10 protein-coding genes, 1 tRNA gene, 1 other RNA gene and 1 pseudogene are annotated in these 15,756 nt (G+C 71.5%); 5 read left to right on the top strand and 8 right to left on the bottom strand.

Going from position 1 to position 15,756, the window contains the following annotated elements; all coding sequences use genetic code 11:
• Positions 1–55 precede the first annotated feature (55 nt).
• The 7 genes from recR to ffs form a co-directional block, all read right to left on the bottom strand.
• Positions 56–649 (bottom strand): recombination mediator RecR, encoded by a 594-nt coding sequence (recR, locus tag RR49_RS02220; RefSeq protein ID WP_045246321.1) that lies wholly within the window; start codon positions 647–649, stop codon positions 56–58.
• Entirely contained in the window at positions 649–2,802 is a 2,154-nt protein-coding gene (locus RR49_RS02215; RefSeq protein ID WP_045246319.1) for a DNA polymerase III subunit gamma and tau, read from the bottom strand. The genes recR and RR49_RS02215 overlap by 1 nt, the downstream gene beginning before the upstream one ends.
• A 28-nt stretch (positions 2,803–2,830) precedes the next feature.
• On the bottom strand, positions 2,831–5,365 hold the full coding sequence (locus tag RR49_RS02210) for a glycoside hydrolase family 65 protein (RefSeq protein WP_045246318.1): 2,535 nt from the start codon (positions 5,363–5,365) through the stop codon (positions 2,831–2,833).
• A 44-nt stretch (positions 5,366–5,409) separates the two neighbouring features.
• A complete protein-coding gene (locus tag RR49_RS02205; RefSeq protein WP_245610937.1) occupies positions 5,410–6,201 on the bottom strand; it encodes an HAD family hydrolase in 792 nt (263 codons plus the stop codon).
• A 68-nt stretch (positions 6,202–6,269) separates the two neighbouring features.
• Positions 6,270–7,505 carry an acetate/propionate family kinase gene (locus RR49_RS02200; RefSeq protein ID WP_045246315.1) on the bottom strand — a complete coding sequence of 412 codons (1,236 nt, stop codon included), beginning with the start codon at positions 7,503–7,505 and terminating at the stop codon, positions 6,270–6,272.
• Positions 7,502–9,643: a phosphate acetyltransferase gene (gene pta, locus RR49_RS02195; RefSeq protein ID WP_045246314.1), complete on the bottom strand. Its 2,142-nt coding sequence runs from the start codon at positions 9,641–9,643 to the stop codon at positions 7,502–7,504. The genes RR49_RS02200 and pta overlap by 4 nt, the downstream gene beginning before the upstream one ends.
• A gap of 74 nt (positions 9,644–9,717) precedes the next feature.
• Positions 9,718–9,814: signal recognition particle sRNA small type (ffs, locus tag RR49_RS15300), an RNA gene on the bottom strand.
• 179 nt (positions 9,815–9,993) lie between these two features.
• On the opposite strand from ffs, the gene RR49_RS02190 reads away from it, so the two are divergent.
• The 5 genes from RR49_RS02190 to RR49_RS02170 all read left to right on the top strand — a co-directional run bounded on the left by RR49_RS02190 (position 9,994) and on the right by RR49_RS02170 (position 15,419).
• Positions 9,994–10,995, top strand: coding sequence for an AAA family ATPase (locus tag RR49_RS02190; RefSeq protein ID WP_084603771.1), 1,002 nt, complete (start codon positions 9,994–9,996; stop codon positions 10,993–10,995).
• Positions 10,996–11,005: 10 nt separating this feature from the next.
• Positions 11,006–12,265 (top strand): DUF58 domain-containing protein, encoded by a 1,260-nt coding sequence (locus RR49_RS02185; protein ID WP_045246310.1) that lies wholly within the window; start codon positions 11,006–11,008, stop codon positions 12,263–12,265.
• Positions 12,262–14,553, top strand: a complete 2,292-nt coding sequence (locus RR49_RS02180) for a transglutaminase TgpA family protein (protein ID WP_048809390.1) — start codon at positions 12,262–12,264, stop codon at positions 14,551–14,553. The genes RR49_RS02185 and RR49_RS02180 overlap by 4 nt, the downstream gene beginning before the upstream one ends.
• Before the next feature lie 105 nt (positions 14,554–14,658).
• On the top strand, positions 14,659–15,273 hold the full coding sequence (locus tag RR49_RS02175; RefSeq protein WP_157013133.1) for a hypothetical protein: 615 nt from the start codon (positions 14,659–14,661) through the stop codon (positions 15,271–15,273).
• Between the two features lie 58 nt (positions 15,274–15,331).
• Positions 15,332–15,419 (top strand) — tRNA-Ser (locus RR49_RS02170).
• 58 nt (positions 15,420–15,477) lie between these two features.
• Here RR49_RS02170 and RR49_RS15935 read toward each other — a convergent pair.
• Positions 15,478–15,756 (bottom strand): annotated as a pseudogene (locus tag RR49_RS15935) (cation-transporting ATPase); the annotation flags it as partial.

Here is a 15,756-nt window from a genome sequence, read left to right as displayed (position 1 = left end):
AGGCAAGGCCGCATCGCCGATCCGCCATGTGTCCGGCGGGATGGGCCGCGATGCGTCAGACCGCGCGGCGCCCCTCGAAGGCACGCCCGAGCGTGACCTCGTCGGCGTACTCGAGGTCGCCGCCGACCGGGAGGCCCGAGGCCAGTCGGGTGACTGCGATCTGGAGCGTCGTGAGCAGGCGGCTGAGGTAGGTCGCCGTCGCCTCGCCCTCGAGGTTGGGGTTCGTCGCGAGGATGACCTCGGTGACCGTGCCGTCGGCGAGGCGCTGCATGAGCTGCGCGATACGCAGGTCATCGGGACCGACGCCGCCGATCGGGCTGATCGCCCCGCCGAGCACGTGGTAGAGACCGCGGAACTCCCGCGTGCGCTCGATCGCCGCGACATCCTTCGCGTCTTCGACGACGCAGATGAGCGTCTGGTCGCGGCGCGGATCGCGGCAGATGGCGCAACGCTCCTGCTCGGAGACGTTGCCGCAGATCTCGCAGAACCGCACCCGCTCGCGGATGTCGACAAGCAGGGACGCGAGCCGCGACACGTCGAAGCTCGGGGTCTGCAGGATGTGGAACGCGATGCGCTGCGCCGACTTCGGGCCGATGCCGGGGAGACGCCCGAATTCGTCGATCAGCTCTTGGACGATGCCGTCGTACATCAGGCGAACCTCGTCGGCGCCGAATAGGGCTCCTCACCCACGAACCGGGCGTCGAGCAACTGGCGTACGACGGCCTCGCCGTAGCGCTCGGGTCCGGTGGCGACGCGCGGCGTCGGCGGGGCGATGACCGGCGGGGCACCGACGCCGGCGTCGGTGTCGAACTCGTCGTCGACGTCGTCGTCCTCGTCGACGGCCACCGACGGTGTCGTTGCCGTAGACGGCAGCACGTCGCCGTCGCGCGGCGGCAGGTCACGGTCGGGCGTCGGCACGGCGTCTTCGGGTTCGTCGTCGACGGCGAACTGCGCGGGAGCGACCGGCTCGGGCGCGATCGGTTGCGGCGCGGGCGGGGCGACCACGGCGCGGGGCGCAGCGGATGCCTCGACCCCGGACGGTGCCTCATCGTCGCCCGGGATCGGAGCCACCGCCCAGTCGGTCACCGAGGCGGCCGCGGCCGCCGATGCCCGGGCCGGCGTCGGACGCTCGCTGCCGGACGTGCGGGACGGCGGTGTGGCGGCGACACCGCCGCGCGGTGCGGGAGGCTCGGGCGCGGACGCACCGTCGGCGGGTCCGTCGCCCTCGTGCCGGGCGATGTACTTCACCCGGATGCCGAGCACCCCGGAGATGGCCTGGCGAAGGTCTTCGCTGGGCCCGGCGCCCGCGGTGCGCTTCTTGAACGCCGCGAGGTCGGTCTGCGACGTGAACGCGAGCGTGAGCACATCGCCCTCGAGGGACACCACCCGAGCCGACGAGGCGACCAGCCACGAGGTGCGATCGATCGTCTCGAGACGGGCCAGCACCTCGGTCCACGCGTCGCGCACGTGCTCGGTGGTGAGAGGCCCGGTGGGTGCCGCACGCACGGGGGCGACCGGGTCGGTGACGGCGGCGGCTGACGCGACGGGCGCGGTCGGCTCGGTCGCAGGAACGGGCTCGCTCGAACGGACGGGAGCGGGCTCGCTCGGGCCGGCCGGGGCCGGGGCCGGCTCCGACGCACGAGCGGATGTCGCCGGCGGCGCGGCGGGCGCCGCCGCGGCCGCGACGCCTGACACCGCCGCCTCCCCCTGCGTGAGCACGCGAGCGATCATGAGCTCGAGCTGCAGTCGGGGCGATGTCGCGCCGCTCATCTCGTCGAGGGCCGCCACGACCACATCGGCGATGCGCGAGAGCAGTGAGGCACCGAACGTCGTGGCCTGGCGCGACATCCGCTCGATCTCCTCCTCGGACACTCCGCGCAGCACGGCCGTCGCACCCCGACCGACTGCTGCGATGACGATGAGGTCGCGCAGCCGCTCGAGCAGGTCTTCGACGAACCGTCGCGGGTCTTGTCCGGTCTGCACCACGCGGTCGACCGCCGCGAAAGCGGATGCCGCGTCTCCCCCGCCGAGGGCATCGACGATCTCGTCGAGGAGCGCACCGGGCGTGTAGCCGAGGAGGGCGACCGCCCGGTCGTAGGCGACCACGCCGCCCTCGGACCCGGCGATGAGCTGGTCGAGCAGTGAGAGCGTGTCACGGGGCGAGCCGCCTCCGGCACGCACCACGAGCGGCAGCACACCGGCCTCGACCTGCACGCCCTCGCTCTCGCACAGCTGCGCGACGTAGTCGAGCATGGCCGCCGGCGGCACGAGCCGGAACGGGTAGTGGTGGGTGCGCGAGCGGATGGTGCCGAGAACCTTCTCGGGCTCGGTCGTCGCGAAGATGAACTTGACGTGGTCGGGGGGCTCCTCGACGAGCTTCAGCAGCGCGTTGAAGCCCTGCTGGGTGACCATGTGGGCCTCGTCGAGGATGAAGATCTTGTAGCGGTCGCGGGCCGGCGCGAACACGGCCCGCTCACGCAGGTCGCGGGCATCGTCGACGCCGTTGTGGCTCGCCGCGTCGATCTCGACCACATCGAGCGACCCGCCGCCGCCGCGTCCCAACTCGACACAGCTGTCGCACGTGCCGCACGGGGTGTCGGTCGGGCCCTGCGCGCAGTTCAGGCAGCGCGCGAGGATACGCGCAGAGGTCGTCTTGCCACAGCCGCGCGGACCCGAGAACAGGTAGGCGTGACCGACCCGGTCGCCGCGCAGCGCCGTCATGAGCGGCTCGGTGACCTGCGACTGCCCGATCATCTCGCCGAACGCCTCGGGGCGATAGCGGCGGTAGAGGGCGGTGGTCACCCCGTCACTCTACGGTGTGGGTGGGACATCAGGCCGGGCCCGCGGCATCCGTCTCGGCGATCGGCGTCGCCCCGGTCACGACCGGGATCGATGTCGTCGGCGTGGGCACGGAGGCCACCAGCAGAGAGCCGTCCTCGCGGCGCGAATCCTTCATGATCTTGCGCAGCGTCGGGCGCCCGGGCTTGACCGGGCCCTGCCCGTCGAGCGGGATCGAGAGCTCCTCACCGCCCGCGATCGTGTACTCGCGACCGCGCACCGTGAAGGTGGCCGAACCCTCGCCCGGCTCCGCGACCACGAGCAGCTCGTCGCGACGGACCGTGATGTCGAGGTGCGTGCCGTGCCAGCGCAGCGCGAAGGCCAGCTCGGGCCAGTCCTTCGGCAGGCGCGGGTCGAACGACAGCTCGCCGTAGTGGTCGCGCATGCCGCCGAACCCGCTCACGAGCGAGGTCCAGACCCCACCGGCGGATGCCACGTGCACGCCGTCCGACGCATTGTGGTGCAGGTCTGCGAGGTCGACGAAGATGCCGTCGAGGAAGTACTCGAGGGCGAGGTCCTGATAGCCGACCTCCGCCGCGAGGATCGACTGCACGACCCCCGACAGCGTCGAGTCGCCCGTGGTCAGCGGGTCGTAGTACTCGAAGTCCGCGAGCTTCTCCGCGCTCGTGAAGTGGTTGCCCTGCAGGAACAGGGCGAGCACGACGTCGGCCTGCTTCAGCACCTGGTAGCGGTAGATCACCAGCGGGTGGAAGTGCAGCAGCAGCGGCCGCTGGACGGCCGGGGTGTTCTCGAGGTCCCACAGCTCACGCTCGAGGAACACGCTGTCCTGGGGGTGGATGCCGAGGGCTTCGCTGTAAGGGATGTGCATCGCCTCGGCGGCCATCTCCCACGCGTCGGGCTCCTCCGCGTCAAGGCCGAGGCGCTCGGCCATGAGCCGGAACTCCTCGGGGCGCTCGACCTCCATCTCGCGCACCGTGCGGGCGGCGAAACGCAGATTGAAGCGGGCCATGACGTTCGTGAACAGGTTGTCGTTCACGACTGTCGTGTACTCGTCGGGACCCGTCACCCCGTGGATGTGGAAGGTCGCGGCATCCTCTTCGTCGCTCTCGCGCCAGAACCCGAGCGTCGCCCACAGCCGCGCGGTCTCGACGGCGATGTCGACGCCCTCCCGGTAGAGGAAGTCGTCATCGCCTGTCGCCCGCACGTACTTCGCGAGCGCATAGCTCACGTCGGCGTTGATGTGGTACTGCGCGGTGCCCGCCGCGTAGTAGGCCGACGCCTCCTCGCCGCTGATCGTGCGCCACGGGAACAGCGCCCCCGCCTCGTTGAGCTGCTTCGCACGCTTGCGCGCGGCGGGGAGCATGAGGAAGCGCATGCGCAGGGCGTTGCGCGCCCAGAGCGGGCTCGTGTACGCGAGGAAGGGGAGCACGTAGATCTCGGTGTCCCAGAAGTAGTGGCCGCTGTAGCCGGAGCCCGAGACGCCCTTCGCCGGCACGCCCTGGCCGTCGGCGCGAGCCGAGGCCTGCGCGAGCTGGAACAGGCACCACCGGGTCGCCTGCTGCAGGTCCTCGTGACCTCCGATGCGCACGTCGGAGCGCTTCCAGAAGGCGTCCATCCACTCGCGCTGCTGTGCGAACACCGCGTCGGCACCGAACTCCGCGCCGCGGTCGAGGGTGCGGCGGCACCGATCGACGAGCTCGCCGGCGGGCACCCCACGGGACGTGTGGTAGGAGACGAACTTCGTCAGACGCACAGGAACACCGGCCTTCGCGTGCACGCGGAAGACGTTCTTGGCGATGTCGGGCTCGATAAGGCGGCGCGACGTGTAGTCGTTCGCGGTCTCGATGATGTGGTCCGCCGCGACGGCGATCGTCATCCCCGATGCGGTGACGCGGTAGCTCAGCACCGACCGGTCGCCGTCCTGCCAGTAGGTGTCGGGTTGCAGCACCCGCTGCGCGATGCGCTCGGCCTTGCGCGGGTCGAAGCCCGCGCCGGCCTTGCCGGAGCCGGGCGTGCCCCCGTAGATGTCCTCGCCGTCCTGACGGTTGACGAGCTGGCTCGAGATCGTGACCGGTGCGTCGTCGTTGAGCACGGTGACGTCGATGCGCATCACCGCCAGGTGCTTCTCCTCGAAGGAGACGAGCCATTCGAGGTCGATCACGACCTCCTTGCCCGAGGGGGTGCACCACAGGATGTGGCGTCGCATCGCCCCGTCGCGCAGGTCGAGCACGCGCTCGTACTCACGCAGGTCGGCGACGTCGAGCGTGAGCGGCTCGTCGTCGACGTAGACGCGGATCACCTTCGCGTCGGGAGCGTTGATGATCGTCTGGCCCACCTCGGCGAACCCGAACGCCCGCTCGGCGTGATGGATGGGGAACGTCTCGTGGAAGCCGTTGACGAAGGTGCCGTTCTCGACCGCGTGCCGACCCTCGGGGTGGTTGCCGCGGAGGCCCAGGTAGCCGTTCCCGACCGAGAAGATCGTCTCGGTCACCCCCACGTCATCGAGCGACGGTCGCGTCTCGACGAGACGCCAGGGGTCGACGGGAAAGCGGTCGCGATCCATCATGGGCAGGCCTTCGGCTCGGGTGGGCGGAGAGGTGTCGAGTCAGTCTATGAAGCGGATGTGTCGGGCACGAACACGCCGAGGTCGGGAACGACGACGGATGCCCCGGCCTCCGCCAGCGACCCCTCGCCGACTCCGCGGTCGACGCCGACGACGAGGCCGTATCCGGCCGCGACGGCCGACCGCACGCCGCTGAGAGCATCCTCGACGGCGGCGCTGGTGGCGGGGTCGACGCCGAGGAGCCGGGCCCCGGCGGCGAACACGTCGGGTGCGGGCTTGCTCGCGAGGTTCTCATTCTCGGCGAGCACCCCGTCGACGACGACCTCGAACCGGTCGCGCAGCCCGGCGGCGCGCAGCACCTCGTCGGCGTTCTTCGAGCTGGACACGACGGCCACGGGCACGCCCTGGTCCTGCAGCAGGTCGAGGAGGGCGACGGAGCCCGGATAGGGCTCGATGCCCTCGGAGCGCAGGATCGCCGCGAACACCTCGTTCTTGCGGTTGCCGATGCCGCAGACCGTGTCCCGGTCGGGCGTGTCGGACGGCTCACCCCACGGCACCTCGATGTCGCGCGAGCGCAGCAGGCTCGCGACGCCGTCGTACCGCTTCTTGCCGTCGAGGTACTCGAAGTAGTCGGTGTCCGTGTACGCGGGCGTCACGTCCCAGGCCGCGAACAGCTGCTCGAACATGGTGCGCCACGCGTGCATGTGCACCTCGGCGGTCGGCGTGAGCACGCCGTCGAGATCGAACAGCACCGCGTCGTAGGTCGTCAGGTCGGGCAGGGTCACGTCGCCTCCGAGGGTCTCGTGGATGGTCCGGGTCCGCTCGTCCAGCGTAGCCACCGCACGCCCTAGCCCGAAGGTCGGCCGCAGCGCCCGGGCGCGTCGGCCGATCCGCGCGTCCCGCACGCTCAGGTGCGGGCGACCTGCAGCGTCTGCCGGGCGATCTCGAGCTCCTCGTTCGTGGGCACGACGAGCACGGTGACAGGTGAGTCCTCGGCCGAGATGACGCGGATGCCGCGGCCCCGGGCCGCGTTGCGGACGGGATCGATCAGCACCCCGGCGTAGCCGAGGGTCGCGAGCGCCTGCGCGCGCACCACGGGGACGTTCTCGCCGACACCCGCGGTGAAGCTGATGACGTCGGCGCCGCCGAGCTGGGCGAGGTAGGCGCCGGCGTAGGCGCGCAGGCGATGGATGTACACGTCGAACGCGAGCACCGCGGCATCCTCGCCCTGTTCGACGCGCGCGAGGATGTCGCGCATGTCGGACGCGCCCGCGAGACCGACGAGGCCGGACTTCTTGTTGAGCAGGTCGTCGAGCTCGTCCGTGGTCATGCGCGCGCGTCGCGCGAGCTGCAGCAGCACGGCCGGGTCGAGGTCGCCCGAACGGGTTCCCATGACGAGCCCCTCGAGCGGGGTGAACCCCATGGAGGTGTCGACGGAGCGGCCGCGGTCGATCGCGGTGACCGACGCGCCGTTGCCGAGGTGGAAGACGATCTGACGCAGGTCGCGCAGCGGACGCCCGACGAACGCCGCGGCGGCTTCGCTGACGAACTTGTGGGATGTCCCGTGGAACCCGTACTTGCGCAACCGGTACCGATCGGCCAGGTCGCGGTCGATCGCGTACGTGTATGCCTCGGGCGGCATGGTCTGGTGGAACGCGGTGTCGAAGACCGCGACATGGGGGGTATCGGGGAAGGCGGCCCGCGCGGCACGGATGCCCTGCACCGCACCGGGGTTGTGGAGGGGCGCGAGCATCGACAGGTCGTCGATGTTGATCTCGACGAGCGGCGTGATGAGGGTCGGCTCGAAGAACCGCGCCCCGCCGTGCACGACGCGGTGCCCGACGGCGAGCGGCGGGCGCTCGGTGAGCGAGGGACCATTCTCGGCGAAGGCCTCGAGCATCACCGCGAAGCCGGCCGCGTGGTCGGCGATGGGCAGCTCCCGCTCGGTGGTCGCGTCGAGCACGGTGGGGGCCGCGGCATCCGACCCGCCGAAGGCGGCTGCCGTCACCGTGTGCCGGGCGCGGCCGTCGGCCTGCCCGATGCGCTCGACGAGGCCCGAGGCGAGCACGGACTCGGTCGACATGTCGATCAGCTGGTACTTGAACGACGACGACCCGCTGTTGACGACCAGCACGACGCTCATGCCTGCTCCCCCTTCGGCGCGGTCTCGCCCTGGGCCTGGATGGCGGTGATCGCGATGGTGTTGACGATGTCGTCGACGAGGGCTCCGCGCGACAGGTCGTTGATGGGCTTGTTGAGCCCCTGGAGCACAGGTCCCATGGCGATCGCGCCGGCCGAGCGCTGCACCGCCTTGTAGGTGTTGTTGCCGGTGTTGAGGTCGGGGAAGACGAACACGGTGGCGCGCCCCGCGACGGCCGAGCTCGGCAGCTTCTTCTGCGCGACGGCCGCGTCGGCGGCGGCGTCGTACTGGATGGGTCCCTCGACGAGCAGCTGCGGTGCGCGTTCGCGCACGAGGGATGTCGCCTCCCGCACCTTGTCGACGTCGGCGCCCGACCCCGACTCCCCCGTCGAATAGGACAGCATCGCGACGCGCGGCTCGATACCGAACTGGCCGGCCGTCTCGGCGGAGGAGATCGCGATGTCGGCCAGTTGGGTGGCGGAGGGGTCGGGGATGACCGCGCAGTCGCCGTAGACGAGCACCCGGTCGGCGAGGGCCATGAGGAACACACTCGAGACGACCGAGACATCCGGCCGGGTCTTGATGATCTCGAACGCGGGCCGGATCGTGTGGGCCGTGGTGTGCGCGGCGCCCGAGACCATGCCGTCGGCGAGCCCCAGGTGCACCATCAGCGTGCCGAAGTAGGAGACATCCGTGATGGTGTCGGCGGCGCGCTCGAGGGTCATCCCCTTCGCCGCGCGCAGTCGCGTGTACTCCTCGGCGAAGCGGGCGCCCAGCACCGGGTCGAACGGACTGATGATCCGCGCGGCGGAGATGTCGATGCCGAGGGTCGTGGCGCGTCCGCGCACGGCCTGCTCATCGCCGAGGATCACGAGGTCGGCCACGCCGCGGGCCAGCACCGTGGCCGCCGCCCGCAGCACCCGGTCGTCGTCGCCCTCGGGCAGCACGATGCGCTTGCGGTCGGCCCGGGCGCGCTCGATGAGGCCGTACTCGAACATGAGCGGGGTCACGACCGTCGGCCGCACGAGGCCGAGCAGCCGCGTCAGCTCGGCGGTGTCGATGTGCCGCTCGAAAAGCGCCAGGGCCCGGTCGTAGCGGGCCGGCGACTCGGCGGCGAGGCGACCGCGGGTGTTCATGATGTGCACCGCGGTGTCGTAGGTGCCGAGGTCGGTGGCGATGATCGGCAGCGGCGAGCGCAGGCCGTCGATGAGCCGGTCGATGGGCTCGGGCAGCGCGAACGGGCCGTTGAGCACGACGGCGGCGACCGACGGGAACGTCCCCGACGCGTTGGCGAGCAGGGTCGCCAGGAGGACCTCGGAGCGGTCGGCCGGGATCACGACGACGGCGCTCTCGGTCAGCCGCGGGAGCACGTTGACCATCGACATCCCCGCGACGACGACGCTCAGCACCTCACGGTCGAGCAGCGCCTCGTCGCCCTTCAGGAACGTCGCCCCGAGCGAGCGCAGCACGCCGCGCACCGACGGTGCCACCAGCAGGGTGTCCTCGGGCAGCGCCCAGATCGGGATGCCGCGGGCCGGGCTCTGCTCGACGACGTCGCGGATCGCGGCGACGACCGCGTCGGCGTCGGGGTCGGTGCGGTTCGCGACGATGGCGAACAGCTCGGCCCGGGAGGCGCGCAGCTCGCTCAGCGCGAGGCTCGTGATCTGACCCATCTCGTCGGGGGTGCGGGCGAGGGTCGATCCCAGCTGCTCGCTCTGCCCCTGCTGGGCGCGACCGCCGAGCACCAGCAGCACGGGGGCGCCGAGGTTCGCCGCGATGCGGCCGTTGTAGCCGAGCTCCGCGGGGCTGCCGACGTCGGTGAAGTCGCTGCCGAGGATGACGACGGCGTCGCAGACGGCCTCGATCGCCTTGTACCGCTCGACGATGACGGCGAGCGCCTGGTCGGGGTTGTCGTGCACGTCGTCGTAGTGCACGCCGATGCACGCGTCGTAGTCGAGGTCGACGCCGTCGTGGGCCAGCAGCAGGTCGAGCACGTAGTCGCGCTCGTCCCGGGACCGTGCGATGGTGCGGAAGACGCCGACCCGTGCGGCGCTGTGGCTGAGGGCGTCGAGCACGCCCAGCGCGATCGTCGACTTGCCCGAATGGCCTTCGGCGGACGTGATCAGGATGCTCTGCGCCACCCCACCAGCCTATGCCGGGCCACGCACGGACCGCCGGGCGCGAGCGCCGGAACAATCGGCGAACATCCCCGCAAAAGAAAGACTCTCCGCGAACCCGGCAGAGCCCGGTTACCCTTGCTACGTTTCCGTCCTGGGGGAGTTGGCCTGGATGCCGCCTCGCGGAGAGCGACCTCAAGTCTACCCGGATGCCGCGGCCTCCGCGACGCGCACGACGCATCGGCTCCACTGGGCGATCCGAGAATCGGCGCCCAGGATTCGCCCAGCCCCGCATAGGCGGCGCACAGCTACGATCGGCCTAGACCGCGGCTCCGCCCGGCCTACGAAGCGGCTCTCCCCCGGGAGCCCCACCGATGTCGGGAGCACGTATGACGGATGTGACCGAGGCGCCCGCGACGCTGGATGCGGCACGATTCGCCGAGCTGACGGGCGCGATCGTGCAGGCCGTGGGGTCGGTCATCGACGGAAAGCCGGATGCCGTGCGAGCAGCGCTGGTGACGCTCCTCGCCGAAGGGCACCTGCTCATCGAGGACGTTCCGGGCGTCGGCAAGACGATGCTCGCCCGCGCGCTGTCGGCCGCGATCGACGCCCGGGTGCGTCGCATCCAGTTCACCCCTGACCTCCTGCCGAGCGATGTGACCGGCGTCTCGGTGTTCAACCCCGCGACCCGGGATTTCGAGTTCACCCCGGGCGCGATCTTCGCCGACGTCGTGATCGCCGACGAGATCAACAGGTCATCGCCGAAGACGCAGTCGGCGCTGCTGGAGGCGATGGCCGAGGGTCAGGTGACGGTCGACGGCCGCACCCATCTGCTGCCCTCGCCGTTCTTCGTCGTGGCGACGCAGAACCCCCTCGACATGGAGGGGACGTACGCCCTGCCCGAAGCGCAGCGCGACCGGTTCATGATGCGCATCTCGATGGGGTACCCGGATGCCGCAGCCGAGGCCGAGATGCTGCGCCAGCGTGACACCGCCAATCCGATCGACCTCGTCACCCCGGTCGTGGGGCTCGCCGAGCTCGACGAGCTGATCCGGTGGGCGCGGCGGGTGCATGTCTCCCCCGCGGTCGAGGAGTACGCCGTGTCGCTCGCTGCGGCGACGCGCTCTCACCCCGAGCTCCGGTTCGGGGCCTCGCCGCGCGCGACGCTCGCTCTCGTCCGGGCCGCGAAGGTGTGGGCAGCGCTGGATACCCGCACATTCGTCATCCCGGACGACGTCGCGACGCTCATCTCTCCCGTGTTCGCGCACCGGCTCATCCCGACACGGGTCCCCGGCGGTGCCGGCGACGACCGGGTGCGGACAGTGATCGACGAGATCGTGCAGACCGTGCGCGTGCCGCTCGGCGTGCGGGTCTGACCACATCGCCGTGCGTTCCTGGCCCTTGACCCTGCGGGGCACCGGTGCCCTCGTCGTCGCGCTCGGATGCCTCATCGCCGCCCCGATGCTCGGACTCGAGGAGCTCGTGTGGTTCGCCGTGCTGCTGATCGCAGCCGTGCTGTGGGGCGCCGTCACCCAGTTCGGCCTGCGTCGTCGCCTCGACGCGACGCGGCAGGTCGTGCCCGCCCTGCCGGCCGTCGGCGAGGAGGCGCGGGTGCGCGTGCACGCCACTGTGCACGGCTCGCTGCCGGTGCCGCCCGGGCAGTGGCGGGACCGCCTCCCCCGAAGCCTCGCCGGGGATGCCCGCGGCGTATTCCCCGCTCTGCGACCCGGGTCGGGGTCGCGCACGATCGAGCTGAGGTACGGCGTGCGCCCGCGGGTGCGCGGCATCCATCGACTCGGCCGCCTGCAGGTGACCTCGACGGATCCGTTCGGCCTGGTGCGGCGCTCGCAGGCCGCCGGTGAGGCGACCGACGTCGTGGTGACGCCCGAACTCGTCGATGTGCCGGCCCTCGCCGCGATGGCGGTGCAGACCGGGGGCGCGTTGCCGGCGGCGACGAGCCGGCTGGGCCAGGGCGCGGACAATCTCATCCCCCGGGGATGGGCACCTGGCGACTCGATGCGTCGCATCCACTGGCGCGCGACCGCCCACCGTGACGAGCTCATGGTGCGTCAGGAGGAGCAGGAGGCCGCTCCCGAGGCGACGGTCGTGATCGACCTGGATGCTGCGCGCTGGCCGGCGCGGGCGAGTGCACCCGGCGGCGACCGGGGCTTCGAGGCAGCGGTCTCGGCGTGCCTGTCGATCACGACCCGTCTGGCGCGGGAGGGCTTCGCGGTGAGCGTCGTCGACGCGCACGGCACCCCCCTCGCGGAGCGAATCGACCCCGAGGAGCACAGCGGTCTCGGCGATCTCGCCTTCCTCCTCGCGACCGTGGCGCCGACGGGCACGGGGGGAGGGCTGCATCGGCTCGCCGAACGGTTCACGGGCGGCCTCACGGGCCCCGTGATCCTCCTCGCCGGCAGCCTGGATCTCTCGGATGCCGCGCCTCTCGCGACGATCGCCCCGCACTCCACCCTGCCGATCCTGCTGACCGCGGCGCCCGAGTCCGGCGCGCTGCCCGCGGTCCGCGCACGCGGATGGCGCGCAGCCGCGCTGACGGGCGCCGAACCGCTCGCGACGGTGTGGCAGGAGCTCGAGCGGCGCGCGGCGGCATCCGAGTCGGCGGCGACGGAGGGCGAAAGCGCATGAGCGACGACCCCACCGCACACGACCGGGTGTTCGCGACACGGGACGCATCTGTGGCTCGACGTCCGCGTCGCACCGCGCGGGGCACGTTCCGTCTCACCGTGGGAGCGTTCGTCGCGCTCGTCGCGGCGCTCCTTCCCCTGCTGCGAGTGATCGCTCCCGGCTTCTGGCTCGCCGCCGCGCTCGGTCTCGCCGCGCTCGTGCTGACGATCGGGTACCTCCTGCGCGTGCGCGGGGTGCCGGCATGGGCGGTCAGCCTGATCGAGCTCGTCGTGTGGATGCTCGGCGTCACCGGCCTCTTCTTCGCCGGTCAGGCGTGGCTGCTCGTCATCCCCTCGCCGGCGGTCTTCGCCGCCGTGCCCGAGGTGCTCTCGCGCGCGGCGCAGGACATCATCACCGGCTACGCGCCGCTGGATGCCACGGCCGCGATCGCGTTCCTCCTCGTCTCTTCGGTCGCACTACTCGCGATCGCGCTCGACCACATCGTCGTGACCGCGCGGATGCCGCTTCTCGCCGTGGTCGCGCTGCTGACCGTGGCCCTCATCCCGACGGTGTCGGTGCAGCGGTCGATGCCGACGTGGGAGTTGGTGACGCTCGGGGCGACCTTCCTGCTGCTGTTCCGGTTCGAGACCCGCACCCGCCGGGAGCCGGAGCGACCGGGCGCGGTGCGCACGGCAGCCGGGTTCGTGCTGGGCGCGGCCGCCCTCGTGACCACGCTGATCGTTGCGCCGCTGCTCCCGACGCTGAACCCGGTCGTCCTCGTGCCCGGTTCGGTCTCGGTCGGCGTGGACGCCTCGATCGATCTGGGCCGGAACCTGCGCAATCCCGCCTCCACCGAGATCCTCACGGTGACGACCGACACCGGATCGGCGCCGTACCTGAGACTCGCGACGCTCTCCCTCCTGCAGGGGTCGGGCACCTGGGTGCCCGACGCGCCGTCGACGACGGCGATCGGATCCGACGGCACGTTCCCGGCTCAGGCGCTCGGGAGCACCATCACGACGACCGAGGCGCAGACGCAGATCGACATCAGCCGCCTCGACACCACCTGGCTGCCCGTGCCGTACCCCGCGGCATCCATCAGCGGTCTGACCGGATCGTGGGCGATCGCCGACCAGAACCTCACCGTCGAGTCCCAGGGCGGATCGACCCGCGGCCAGCAGTACACCGTGACGACGACGAGCCCGCAGCCCACCCTCGAGCAGATCGAGACCGCACCGGCCCGCTCGACGAACTCGATCTACACCGTGCTGCCGCAGAACCTGCCGACGATCATCACCTCCGACGCCCAGCAGGTCACCGCGGGGGCGACGAGCGCCTACGACAAGCTGATCGCGCTGCAGACGTGGTTCCGTGGCGACGAGTTCACCTACTCGCTCAACGCGCCGGTCGAGCAGGGGTTCGACGGATCCAGCGCCGACGCCGTCGCGCGATTCCTGCAGGTCAAGTCGGGCTACTGCGTGCACTACGCCTCGGCGTTCACGCTGATGGCGCGCTCCCTCGGCATCCCCACGCGCATCGTGATCGGCTACCTGCCGGGGACGTATTCGTCGTCGACTCCGGACACGGTGACCTACAAGGTCGTCAGCGACCAGCTGCACGCCTGGCCGGAAGCGTACTTCCAGGGCATCGGGTGGGTGCGCTTCGAGCCGACGAAGAGCCTCGGCGTCTCGACGAGCTTCGCACCGGGGTCGGGTACGTCCGGCACCGTCGACAACTCGGGCTCGACACCGCAGCCGACCGCCTCGAGCGCGCCGACCGCCGCCCCGAGCGACCAGCCGTCGACCGCACCCACCACGGGCACGACGACGTCGACCACCTCGACGAGCGGACCGGCGATCGCTGCCATCGTTCCCTGGGCGCTGGGTGCGGTGCTCGTCATCGCCGTTCTCGCGGTGCCGGGCGTGCTGGGCGCCGCACGCGCGAGACGGCTGCGCGCAGCTGCGGCCCGTGGGGACGCCGTCGCCGCATGGAGTTGGGTGCAGGATGCCGCGCGCGATGTGGGAGTGCCGGTGAGCGCAGCGGCGTCGCCTCGTGAGTTCGGCGCCGCGCTCATCGCGCAGCCCGGCGTGCCGCCCGACGCGGTGTGGAGACTCGTCGACGCGGTCGAGCGGGCGGCGTACGCCCCGCCACCCGCGCCGACGGGGCGTCGTGCCCGGCGTGCCGCGAGCGGCGACCCGGCGACGGCGGATGCGGCCGCTGCGGTGCGTTCCGGCGTGCTCGGGTCGGTCGCACCCGCGCGCCGGCTGATCGCCCGAGTCTGGCCCCGGTCGTTGTGGGCGCGCGAGTGAGTGCGACTCTTCAGAGCGGCCGATCCGCTCGGTAGTCTCGGTCGAATCCGAGCGGGGGCGAAGGAGCGGGGACTCATGGGGGTCGGACGAGCGAGGGTGCCGGGGGTGCCGGTCGATTTCCGTGTGCCGCGCGGATGGCCGACGCCCAACGATCGGTGGGTGCGGGAGAACGCGATGTGGGTGCCACCCCCGGGCTGGACTCCGCTGCCGGGACTACGGCCTGCGCCCGCCGGATGGCGGTTCTGGCGACCGAATCGGCTGTGGCCGATCGTCGCCCGAACCCACCTCAAGCGCTCGCGCACCTGGTGGGCGGTAGCCGACGGACTGCTGCTGCTCACCTTCGCCTGCGGCGTGTTGACCGCGCGCGTCCACGGCGCGGGTCTCACCATCTTGGTGACCCAGGCGCTGGCGGTGGCGACGGTCGTCGTGATGATCGCCGCCGCGAGGATCCGATGGCAGGCGCAGCGCCTGGCGCAGGTGGTCTTCGCCTCGCTGGCCGCAGCGGGCCGGCAGCGGCGGCTCGACGATGCGCGTCAGGCAGCTGCATTCGGCGAGAAGAGCATCGATGACGTCGCTATGGCTCACGATGCGGCGGCATTCTCGGAAGGCCCCCACACAGCCTTCGCACCTGAGCGACGCGCGTTCATCGCACGCACGGCGCTCATCGTGTTCGCTGTGCTCGTCTTCGGTGTCGTCATCCTGTCGGCGGTGACGCGGTGAGGCCGTGCGCAGCGCGTGCGGTGAGGCTCGGCTAGGATGATCGAGGCCTTCGGGCCATGGAGGATTCGCCTAGTGGCCTATGGCGCACGCTTGGAAAGCGTGTTGGGTGAAAGCCCTCGGGGGTTCGAATCCCCCATCCTCCGCCATCGAACCGGCTGTCGTGCTTCCGAGCGCGGCAGCCGGTTCGTCGTGGAGTCGGCGCTGTCAGCGACCGAAGATGTCGCCGAGCCCCACATCGCCGAGCTGGTCGCCGATTCCGCCGAGCTGGTCGCCGATGCCGGTGACCTGATCCCCGAGGCCGCCGACGACTCCGTCGGCCCCGGCGGCGACCCCCTCGACGTCGACGCCCTGCGCGAGCTGATCGATGTCGACACCGAGACCCGCAGCGTGCTCGAGGAGGGGCGCGGCGACGGCGCTCAGCATCGCGCCGCCCGCAACCGCGCCGAGCAGGCCCAGCGCGGCCCCGCCGGCGCCGCGCCCCTC

This window comes from Microbacterium ginsengisoli, from assembly GCF_000956535.1.
Lineage (GTDB): Bacteria > Actinomycetota > Actinomycetes > Actinomycetales > Microbacteriaceae > Microbacterium > Microbacterium ginsengisoli.
The sequence above is the reverse complement of the archived record's forward strand: the minus strand, read 5'-3'. Positions and strand labels throughout refer to the sequence as shown.